Here is a 10,345-nt window from a genome sequence, read left to right as displayed (position 1 = left end):
TACTGTGACTCTTCCTGAGATCGCAGGGTCTTTGACGTCTCGTATTAACGATAACTTTCAGATGTTCAATCATGCATCTTCAAGTTAATTGGGTATAGCGTTCCCATATGTCGCGCAAAACTCGTTTCATCCGGTAACATATGAGGTAAAGAGGAGGATTGATCTTTGACTGTATTATCGAAATCAAAGTAGACGGCACCCGGAATACGCCGTTGGCGCCACTCTTGGAAGCTATCTCGGGATACATCTGGCATAAACCAGCTAGCATCGACAGGAACGACGGTATCGAGGCGCTGAGCGAGCCATTCAGGGGTTACAAACACTGACATCTTGACGGTTCCTTTTCATCGTTGATTGGCGGATGACAACACTTTCACAAGATATTGACTTATCTCATCTAGTATCAGCCTAATTTTTTACTCATACTGAAAGCCTCGCATTAAAGATGCAACTCAATGAGGATATGAATGACGCCATCTCGCGTGATCTCAGGCGCTATTTTATTGTTTCCCACACTGCTACTAGCACCCACAGCGGCTTTTAGCGCGGGGGTCGGTGTAACAATTGAAAACGACAGTCCGTTAGGCGTTGATAATCAATACACCAGTGGTGTTTATGCGCACTGGCATGCGGATTGGTCCGATGATGTCACCACCACCGCTGTCACGCCCATTCGTTGGTTTGCTCAACAGCTACCGCTTAACGAACAAGCACGCCAAAGCTGGAGCATCGATGTTGGACAAATGATGTGGACGCCCAACGATATTGAATGGGAAACGCCCCATCCCAATGAACGTCCCTATGCCGGTTTGATTTTTATCGAGCCTGGCATTTATCAGCAGACATCAGAACGGGTCGATAAGTGGTCATTTATGCTCGGAATGGTTGGTCCCGCGTCGCAAACTGAAGAAGGACAATCTTACGTTCATGACCTCATCGACTCGCCCGACCCAAAAGGATGGGACTACCAAGTAGAAAACACGCCAGTGGCGCAGTTTGCTTATGAACGCCACCAGCTCCTGCACCGTAGCGAGAACCAAGAATGGGGAGTGACTGGACGTGCCGATATCGGTAACTTCCGCAGCGAACTCTCTACAGGATTGAGTTATCGTATTGGTCTTGATCTGGCTAATACCTTTGGCGGCATTAGCTTCGAGCCAGGCCGGCATTTAGACAGCCGTTTGTTCGACGCAAGCGAACAGGGCGCATTCTTTTATGCCGCGATGCAAGGCCGATATCGGGCCAATGACATCACCATCAATGGCGATAAACCGCCAGAGAATGCCGACATCGATATGACCCACTGGCAAGCAAGTGCCGCTACCGGGCTAGCATTTTACCAGCCTCGCTGGGGCACAGATATCAGTGTTGTTGTACACACGAAAGACTATAAGCAAGCTACCGATGACACCTATAGCTACGTATCTTGGACCGTGCATTATCGGTATTAACATCCATACTCTCGTTTCGCTTTCCGTCGCCACTATCGAGGTGTGGCGGCAACGGCTTGTTTAGGCGACTGACTCTTTCGTTTATCCGTGAGTTTCATCAACACCAATGACGCTAAAATCATCGCAATACCTAACCACTGTAACGGCTGTAACGTTTCATTGATCCACAGTACACCAAGGGTTACCGCCGTAAGCGGGTTAAGAAACATAATGATAGATTGACGATTTGGGCCAAGTACAGTGATCGAGCGAATATAGGCCCAGTAACCGATAGCAGTATTGAGTAAAATAACCCAAGCAAGTCCTGGTACGGCCTCCATGGTTATCGCCTGTGGCGGCCCCGCAAAGAGCCAAGCAAAAGGAATAAGCATGATGCCACCAAGGACTAACTGCCAAGCGGTTAATCCAAAAATGTCTTTCGCTTCCCAGCGCTTCATCCATAGTGTCGACTGAGCAACAAAAAATGTGGCAAGTAACATGGCACCGGCCCCTATCCAATCGATATTGGAAGATGGATTCAATAATAATACCACGCCGAAAAGCCCTAAAATCGCCAGCCCAAGTAGTTTAGGCTGAGGCCGTTTCCCTTCTGTTAACCACTGAAGCAGCATCAGTACTAAGGGTAAGGTCGCGCCTAAAGTCCCAGCGATAGCGCCGGGTAGCCGATAAGCGGCAATAAAAAGCAGTAAAAAGAAAGCCGCGATATTAAAAAAGCTTACAGCAAGCATTCTCGGCAAACTTAAAGGTAAACCACGTCGACTGATCATCAGCATTAACAGGCCCGCTGGCAATGCTCGCCATACTGCCATCCAATAAGGGGAAAGATCCCCCAGAAACAGAGCAACCGCTGAATAAGTACTGCCCCAAAAAATCGGAGCAAGAATAGCGATAAAATAATGCATAACCTTTCTCTATATATCTTCACGTAAAGATACAGTAGCTGTTATATTAGTTCACATCAAGTATCTTAATAGTAAGAAAAATGTATTAGCGCTCAAAAAGACAACACCATAGCGAGAAGGTGCTATGCTTATTTGCGTGATAAAACAGGGGGATAAAATAATGATCAATACTGAGAATGCGGTCGTTTTGTTGATTGATGTACAAGGCAAACTGGCACAAAAGGTAACAGGCAGCGAAGCACTACACCAAAAGCTGGCCCAACTAATGCGTGCCTGTCAGTACTTTGATGTGCCCGTGGTGTGGGTCGAGCAACTGCCCGATAAGCTCGGCGCGACCACTGAGAGTTTGGCTGAGTTAATCCCAACGGATACGCCCATTGCCAAGCAGACATTTAGTGCTTACGCAAACCCCGATGTTAAAAAACGACTCGATGATCTTAACCGTAAACAAGTCATCCTATGTGGCATCGAAACCCATATTTGTGTTTATCAAACAGCCTGCGATCTACTCAGAGCCCACTATCACGTTCACTTAGTCACGGATGCAACCTCATCCTGTGACGCGTCTCATTACCACACCGGAATTGCCATGATGCAGCAACATGGCGCCTGGATCACTTTGGTCGAAGCCTTGTTGTTTGAGTGGCAACAAGCAGCCGGCGGTTCAGACTTTCGATCTTTTTTAACGTTAATCAAGTAGAAAGCAAATAGATCTCTAAGTAATGGGCGTGAAGATCTAGGGGTTGAATACGTATACTCCTAAAATATCGAGTATTTATGAGATATAGATCGCACAGTAGGCGCTAACATTTTCATTAGTGGTCTAATATTATTCATGACGAATGTATAAAAGAGAAAGGAAGCACTATGTACAAACGACTACTCTCTGCAACCCTATTAACGCTGTCTGCAGTCCCGGCCAGTGCCGATGATCATGGGTGTGGCAACGTCACGATTGCCGATATGAACTGGAATTCAGCGAGCCTGATTGCCAACATTGATCAGTTTATTTTAGAACATGGCTACGGCTGTGATGCTGAACTCGTACCTGGTGATACCATGCCAACCGGCACATCCATGATAGAAAAAGGCGAGCCCGATATTGCACCGGAGTTTTGGAGTAACTCCATGCGTGAAGGCCTTCAGCGAGGTATTGACGAAGGACGTATACACTATGCAGGACAAGCCTTTGTTGAAGGCGGCGAAGAGGGATTTTGGGTCCCTAAATACATGATCGATCAGCACCCCGAACTTAAAACCATTTCGGGCGTTAAAGCCAATGCCGATCTTTTCCCTCATCCCGAAGATCCGTCAAAAGCAGCCTTTTACGGATGTCCCGCGGGATGGAGCTGCCAAATTACCTCGGAAAATAATTTTAAAGCATTGGATCTCGCCGACAGTGGCTTTGAAATTGTCGACCCTGGCTCCGGTGCTGGCTTAGCCGGCTCCATTGCCAAAGCTTATGAACGCGAAGAAGCTTGGTTTGGTTACTACTGGGCACCGACGGCCGTGTTAGGCAAATATGAAATGGTTAAAGTCGATTTCGAAACGGGTACGGATGTCGAGCACTATAAGTCATGTATTACATCTGACGAGTGCATAACGTCGAAAGCAACAATGTATCCAGCCGCTGATGTTGAGACTGTCGTGACAGAACGCTTTGCTAAACGAGCTCCCGAGGCCATGGCCTATATAGAAAATCGTGGTTTTACCAACGACCAGATGAATGGATTACTGGCATGGATGGAAGATAACCAGGCTGACGGTGAATATGCGATGATCAATTTTTTAATTAATCATGAAGACATTTGGACCCAGTGGGTGCCAAATGAGGTGGCGAGCAAAATAAAAGACGCGTTGTAACTCAATAACCCGCACAGTATTGCCACTGTGCGGGATTTCTTTTAGCAGTATAGGAATAATAACAATGGCGACTTCATGGCTAACGGATGTGCCAGAAATGAGCAGGCGCGATCTGCTCACCATCCGACAAACACTGGATGGTGCCTATCGGAATTTTTCTCGCGAATATGGCGAAGGTATCGAAGCCTTTTTTGACCCCCTCCTCCACTTTCTTGTTTGGTTCGAAGACTTACTCCTTGCCACACCTTGGTGGCTGGTGATTGCCGTACTTGCCGGTATCGCGTATCTCGCCAGTCGCTCTTGGAAGCTCCCTGCGGCTGTGGTTGTTTCTTTCACTCTAATTGCTTACTTAGGGATGTGGGAAGATACCATGAGCACCATGAGTATCATTTTGGTCTGTACGCTTGTCGCGATAGGTGTCGGTGTACCTATCGGGATTGCGATGGCGAAGTCCAATCGGACCCAAGCGGTGGTTACGCCACTTCTTGATATCATGCAGACCATGCCCGCTTTCGTCTATTTAATTCCTGTTGTGATGCTACTGGGCATTGGTAAAATTCCGGGGGTCATTGCCGTCGTGATTTACGCCATTCCACCGGTCATCCGCTTAACGAACCTTGGGATTAGGCTGGTCGATAAAGATGTGCTTGAAGCAGCGACTGCGTATGGCGCCAATGGCGTTCAGCGCCTTTTTCAGATTCAGCTACCACTGGCAATGCCCACTATTATGGCCGGCATTAACCAAACGATTATGATGGCACTCGCCATGGTCGTGATCGCCTCGATGATCGGTGTTTCTGGCTTGGGTCAACCCGTTCTTAAATCGATCACTAACCAATATTTCACCTTGGGCCTGCTCAATGGCCTCGCGATCGTCGTGATTGCTATTATTTTCGATCGCGTCTCGCAAAGCTATGCCAAGCGATCACAGCAGCACTTAAAGGGAGGTGATCATGACTGATTCTGAGCAGAACACCTTGATCGAAATTCACGGTCTTTACAAAGTATTTGGCAACCATCCGCGTAAGCTCATGCCCGATGTTAAAGCAGGTAAAAGCAAAGACGCATTGCTACAAGAAACAGGACATACTATCGGACTTAGTGACATCAATCTGTCTATTCGGCGCGGTGAAGTGTTCGTCATCATGGGCTTATCTGGCTCAGGAAAATCAACACTGATTCGCCATTTCAATCGTTTGATCGATCCGACAGAAGGTGAAATTCGCATTGATGGCACGGATATAATGCAGTACTCACAAAAAGAGTTGCAGCAATTTCGTCGTCATAAAATGTCGATGGTTTTCCAGCGATTCGGCTTGCTTCCTCACCGTACTGTCAAAGAAAACGTCGGTTTTGGTCTTCGCATTCAAGGAGAAGCCAAAGCACTGCGAGATGAAAAGGCTCAACAGTGGCTCTCTACGGTTGGCTTAGAGGGCTATGCTGACCAATACCCTGCCCAGTTATCCGGTGGGCAACAGCAACGCGTCGGTTTAGCACGGGCCTTGTGTACGGATGCGGAGATCCTATTGATGGACGAAGCGTTTTCTGCACTGGATCCGCTCATTCGCAGTGAGATGCAAGACCAACTCATTGAGCTACAAGAAAAGCTGCATAAAACGATTATCTTTATTACCCATGATCTCGACGAAGCGTTACGTCTTGGTGATCGTATTGCCATTTTACGGGACGGTAAGCTGGTACAAGTGGGTGAGCCGGTTGATATTCTACTTCAACCAGCAGACGACTATGTCGAAGCATTTGTTAAAGACGTCAACCGTGCTCGAGCCCTAACCGTTGAAACCGTGATGCAGCCGCAAATCTGTCGTATCAGTGCGACCACAATTGGTGATGCCATTCAGCAGATGCGCCACCAAAAAGTTAATTATGGCTACTATATTACCGAGGAGGGTTACCAAGGTACCTTGAGCCAAAAAGCGCTGAGTGACAAAGATCCAAGTGGCCATATCGAGGCTAGCTTACTTGAGGCTGTTCCCGCGATTGATCAAGATTCTTTGCTCGAGAGTGTGATTCCAGATACCTTGGAGTCGAAATGGCCACTGCCCGTCTTCGACGATCATGGGGAGCTTATCGGGCATCTCTCACGACAGACTGTTGCCAACATTCTCAGCGAAACAGGAAAAAGCGCGACCGAAACGTTATCCACAAACCCGCCCCAAAAAGCGAGCTAATTATATCAATGCGCCCTACCTATAGGGGCGCATTATTTTCACTCCAATGAAAAGGTATCTCTTCTCGTCATCATAACAGTGAGACAAGTGTCATTTTGTTGAAACACTTTCTCCCTAACCTGCTGCGCATATCAGGACTCCAGTTGGTAGGAAGTTATATGAGTGTACGTCAGCGGTTATTGATCGCCTTTACCCTCTTCATCGCATCGACCTTAGGATTAGGTAGTCTCGCGCTTTGGATATCATCTCGCTCAGCGGATGCTTCAGCCGAATATGTGAATCAACAACTCCCCGAAGTCTGGGCATTACTCGCGCTTGAGCGTGATCACCGAGACTTAGTGAATCTATCACAAAAGATCAAAGCCCAAGTGTTGTTTTGGAATGAAATTACGCCTGAGTTTGAAAAGCTCCATAAACGCTATCAGCAAAGCTGGCAGGCGTTGTCCCAGTATCCTTCTCTCTCAAACTGGCGTTCTGAACAAAAAGATAAAAAAAAGAAGTTTGATCAATACCTTAATAAGCTCGCTAAAACGGTCGAAAGTAAAAGTTTTTATGACGCAGGCCGCCTTGTGGATTTCGATCTCTACCCAGCCGTTGATCCTATGCTATCAGTGATTAGCGAAAAACTAATAGAGCGTCAGGATAATGCTAAGGCATCTGCTTCAGGATTGATCCTCTTCTTGCATCAGCAGTCCAATTTTGTGTATGCCGGTAGCGGTGCCACTTTGATCCTTGCACTTATTTTAATGACCTGGCTTCGCAAAACCGTCATTGTACGCTTGGACGATATCGCGACCTCGCTGACGGATATTGATAATCGCTCCGATCTTTCAATACGTCTGTCTGACAAGTATCACGACGAAGTCAGTGCCGTCGCTCGCGCATCAAATAACTTGCTCGATAAGTTCAGTCACTTTGTTACCGATATACAATCGCGAACATCAGCGCTTGATCAACAGTCAGATACCTTAGACCAACAAAGCACGCAAGTGGCGACGATTAATCAGCAAACACGGCAAAACGTTAACGATGTCGCGCAATCGCTTACCGTTATGGAAAGCGCAACCACGGAAATCGCGAGTGCTATTCATGATACCCGCGAGTATATCGGCAAAGTATCCCAAGACAACGATGAGATTCAGACCCAAATGCGTGCTACTGAAGCCTCAATAACGCACAGCGTCAAGGTGGTTGAAAATGTATCAAATACCATGGCAACGCTAAAACAAACGAGCAACCAAATTGCCGGTGTTATGGATGTGATTGAAGGTATAGCAGAGCAAACTAACCTTCTCGCGCTCAACGCTGCCATAGAAGCGGCACGTGCAGGGGAGCATGGCCGTGGATTTGCGGTTGTCGCGGATGAAGTGAGAAATCTATCTCAGCGCACAGCACAATCGACAGGGGATATTCGAGAATGGATCAATGACTTACTTGGTCAAGTAGATACCGCTAGTCATCTATTATCAGAAACACAATCGGCCAGTGCAGATAACCAGCAAGCAAGCATCCGACTACAAGGTTATCTCGGTGAAATGCACACTACTTTCCAAGGGCTGGAGCAACTCAGCGCTGAAGTTGAAGCAGCCCTCGATTCTCAACACAAAGAAATTGCACACCTTACTGAGCAACGTCGCGCTCTCAAACATGGCAGTCAGTCACTGACCGATGCTATCGATACAACCAGTGATGTAAGCGGTCAGCTTAGCCATCAATCGAGCGCATTAACCCAGCTGACCGATCAGTTTCAGACGTGACGGCGAAATAGCGAATCGTGATCACCTAGCGCCCTGTTGTCCGGGAGCTAGGTGTTTCGAAAATAGATATGATTACGTCTTATTCACTCGTTCAAAACCAGCGGCAAGATCAGCGATTAAATCCTCCACCTGTTCGAGACCAATATGCAGTCTAACGAGTGTCCCACTGAAACTTACTTTAGCCACGGGCCGGATCCGATTAAGCTGTTCGGGTTGATTGGCAAGTAACAAAGACTCGTAACCTCCCCATGAATAAGCCATGCTAAAATACTTCATAGAGTCGCAGAATGCTTCTAATTGCGTATCGGACAAACGTTCCTTAAAAACGAATGAGAACAGTCCGTTACTGCCACTAAAATCACGGGCAAAATAGCGATGCCCCGGACAATCAGTGAATGCGGGATGAAGCACTTTCGCCACTTCAGCCTGCTCATTCAGCCAGTTGGCAACATGTAACGCATTTTCTTGATGTTGCGCTAGCCGTACATCGAGCGTTCTCAGTCCTCGCGCCGCCTGGTAGGCAGTGTCAGGATCAACGGTTTGTCCCATCAAGTAGGCACGCTCTCTCAGCGTTGGCCAACAGCGCGCATTGGCGACGGCGGTGCCTAGCATATTATCTGAATGACCAATAATGTACTTGGTGCCAGACTGAATAGAAATATCGACACCCTGTGTTAACGGCTGGTATAAGCGACCTGCCGCCCACGTATTATCCATCATGATCACAGCATCTGGGGCGCGATTGCGAACCGCTCGCACAATGGCTGGCGTATCGTGCACTTCCATGGTGTACGATCCGGGTGACTCTAAGAACACGATACGTGTATTCGGCTTGATACGATGACTAATCTCGTCACCTTCAAGTGGGTCAAAATACTCGGTCTCGATCTGCATGTCGGCCAGTATTTTCTCACAAAAGTCCTGAGTAGGCTCATACGCCGAACCCGATACCAGTATGTGATCGCCCGTTTTAACAAATGCGAGAATACTGTTAGCAATCGCCGCCGCGCCACACGGAAATAACGCACAACCTGTTCCCTGCTCAAGCTCTGTCATTGCGTCTTGCAGCGAGAAGTGAGTAGTCGTACCTCGTCGGCCATAAAACAGCGTTTGTTGGTGACGATTTGCAACCGCGTGTTTCTTTTCTGCTAATGAATCAAAAATGATTGAAGAAGCGCGCTGTACGACTGGATTAACCCCGCCTAAGGTGTAGCCTTTTTGGCGTCCAGCATGGATTAGCTGCGTACGATTTTGTTTCTTTTCCATGGCTCACTCATCCTATGTTGCCCATACCTCTAGCCTAAGCGTTTCGCCAAAAGCAGTAAAGACATTTAGACGTCCATATTGTAATTTTCTATCTATCGATTCAACGATATGTCATCGCGCTAAACGCTAAGTCATCGCGGTTAGCGAAGCGTGTTTAGGTTGATGACTATCCACTCCGCATTTTGGTTCGAACACTAAACAGATCACATTTTTATCTATTTGACTGGAAACACAATGTAAGTGTATATACATTGTATATCTAATTGATAGGCTAAAAAATATGGCAAAAAAAGAAAAAGTTAAAAAAGACAGCCAATTACTGATACGAATCAATAGTGAGCAACGTGATGCGTTTCTGCAAACATGTGACGAGCTTGATACCTCAGCGGCTCGAGAAGTCAGACGGTTTATCAAACAATTTTTAAAAGACCACGAAACAAAAAAAGAATCATAACACCCAGTTTACGGTGCAACTTGCCGGCACCCGACCACAGCATTGAAGCTGTATTGCAGTGGCAAACGCTTCGGCAATCTATACTTAAGGAGAAAAAATCATGGCGAAAGTATCAAAGAAAGATCTGAAAAAATCGATCAAGAAAACCAAAGCAAAAGTTGCGAAACAAGAAGGCAAGCTGAAAAAATTGAAAAAGCAACTAAAGCAAGCCTAAGCCACGTTTAGTTAAGCAATAAGCATAAAAAAGCTCGGGGATTTCCCGAGCTTTTTGTTTGTTATGGCCACGCTTTATTGGCGCTGCGCTTACGTTTCAGCGCGTCCGATTTTAATCCTCAATTTTCTGCTTCACCCTCAGTTGATGATAAGTAAGCGGCCATTTCTCCCCACATTCAGATAACCACGATGACCTGATATTGATATAGCTCCTTCACTATCGGAGCGATATCATGACACGCGAAGACAA

General features: G+C 46.9%; 10 protein-coding genes. 7 read left to right on the top strand and 3 right to left on the bottom strand.

Annotated features, from left to right (window positions below; translation table 11 throughout):
- Window positions 1–65 precede the first annotated feature (65 nt).
- Window positions 66–329, bottom strand: coding sequence for a rhodanese-like domain-containing protein (locus tag BZJ21_RS16705; protein ID WP_077670168.1), 264 nt, complete (start codon window positions 327–329; stop codon window positions 66–68).
- A 138-nt stretch (window positions 330–467) separates the two neighbouring features.
- On the opposite strand from BZJ21_RS16705, the gene BZJ21_RS14510 reads away from it, so the two are divergent.
- Window positions 468–1,451, top strand: coding sequence for a lipid A deacylase LpxR family protein (locus BZJ21_RS14510; protein ID WP_077661410.1), 984 nt, complete (start codon window positions 468–470; stop codon window positions 1,449–1,451).
- A 32-nt stretch (window positions 1,452–1,483) separates the two neighbouring features.
- On the opposite strand, the gene BZJ21_RS14505 is transcribed toward BZJ21_RS14510, so the two are convergent.
- Window positions 1,484–2,353, bottom strand: coding sequence for a DMT family transporter (locus BZJ21_RS14505; protein WP_077670167.1), 870 nt, complete (start codon window positions 2,351–2,353; stop codon window positions 1,484–1,486).
- 160 nt (window positions 2,354–2,513) lie between these two features.
- Here BZJ21_RS14505 and BZJ21_RS14500 point away from each other — a divergent pair, with 160 nt between their 5' ends.
- The 5 genes from BZJ21_RS14500 to BZJ21_RS14480 all read left to right on the top strand — a co-directional run bounded on the left by BZJ21_RS14500 (window position 2,514) and on the right by BZJ21_RS14480 (window position 8,162).
- Window positions 2,514–3,053, top strand: a complete 540-nt coding sequence (locus tag BZJ21_RS14500; RefSeq protein ID WP_025744899.1) for an isochorismatase family protein — start codon at window positions 2,514–2,516, stop codon at window positions 3,051–3,053.
- A 167-nt stretch (window positions 3,054–3,220) separates the two neighbouring features.
- Complete coding sequence (locus BZJ21_RS14495; RefSeq protein WP_077670166.1) at window positions 3,221–4,216, top strand: ABC transporter substrate-binding protein; 996 nt, start codon at window positions 3,221–3,223, stop codon at window positions 4,214–4,216.
- 64 nt (window positions 4,217–4,280) lie between these two features.
- A complete protein-coding gene (locus tag BZJ21_RS14490; protein ID WP_025744837.1) occupies window positions 4,281–5,177 on the top strand; it encodes an ABC transporter permease in 897 nt (298 codons plus the stop codon).
- Complete coding sequence (locus BZJ21_RS14485; protein WP_077670165.1) at window positions 5,170–6,405, top strand: quaternary amine ABC transporter ATP-binding protein; 1,236 nt, start codon at window positions 5,170–5,172, stop codon at window positions 6,403–6,405. The genes BZJ21_RS14490 and BZJ21_RS14485 overlap by 8 nt, the downstream gene beginning before the upstream one ends.
- Window positions 6,406–6,563: 158 nt before the next feature.
- Complete coding sequence (locus tag BZJ21_RS14480) at window positions 6,564–8,162, top strand: methyl-accepting chemotaxis protein (RefSeq protein WP_077670164.1); 1,599 nt, start codon at window positions 6,564–6,566, stop codon at window positions 8,160–8,162.
- Window positions 8,163–8,234: 72 nt separating this feature from the next.
- Here BZJ21_RS14480 and metC read toward each other — a convergent pair whose 3' ends face one another.
- The gene (gene metC, locus BZJ21_RS14475) at window positions 8,235–9,428 is read right to left on the bottom strand and encodes a cystathionine beta-lyase (protein WP_077576703.1); all 1,194 of its coding nucleotides are present in this window, start codon (window positions 9,426–9,428) and stop codon (window positions 8,235–8,237) included.
- A gap of 280 nt (window positions 9,429–9,708) precedes the next feature.
- On the opposite strand from metC, the gene BZJ21_RS16570 reads away from it, so the two are divergent.
- Window positions 9,709–9,882, top strand: a complete 174-nt coding sequence (locus BZJ21_RS16570) for a hypothetical protein (protein WP_164837586.1) — start codon at window positions 9,709–9,711, stop codon at window positions 9,880–9,882.
- Window positions 9,883–10,345 lie beyond the last annotated feature (463 nt).

This window comes from Salinivibrio costicola subsp. alcaliphilus (genome assembly GCF_001996185.1).
GTDB lineage: Bacteria > Pseudomonadota > Gammaproteobacteria > Enterobacterales > Vibrionaceae > Salinivibrio > Salinivibrio costicola.
The sequence above is the reverse complement of the archived record's forward strand: the minus strand, read 5'-3'. Positions and strand labels throughout refer to the sequence as shown.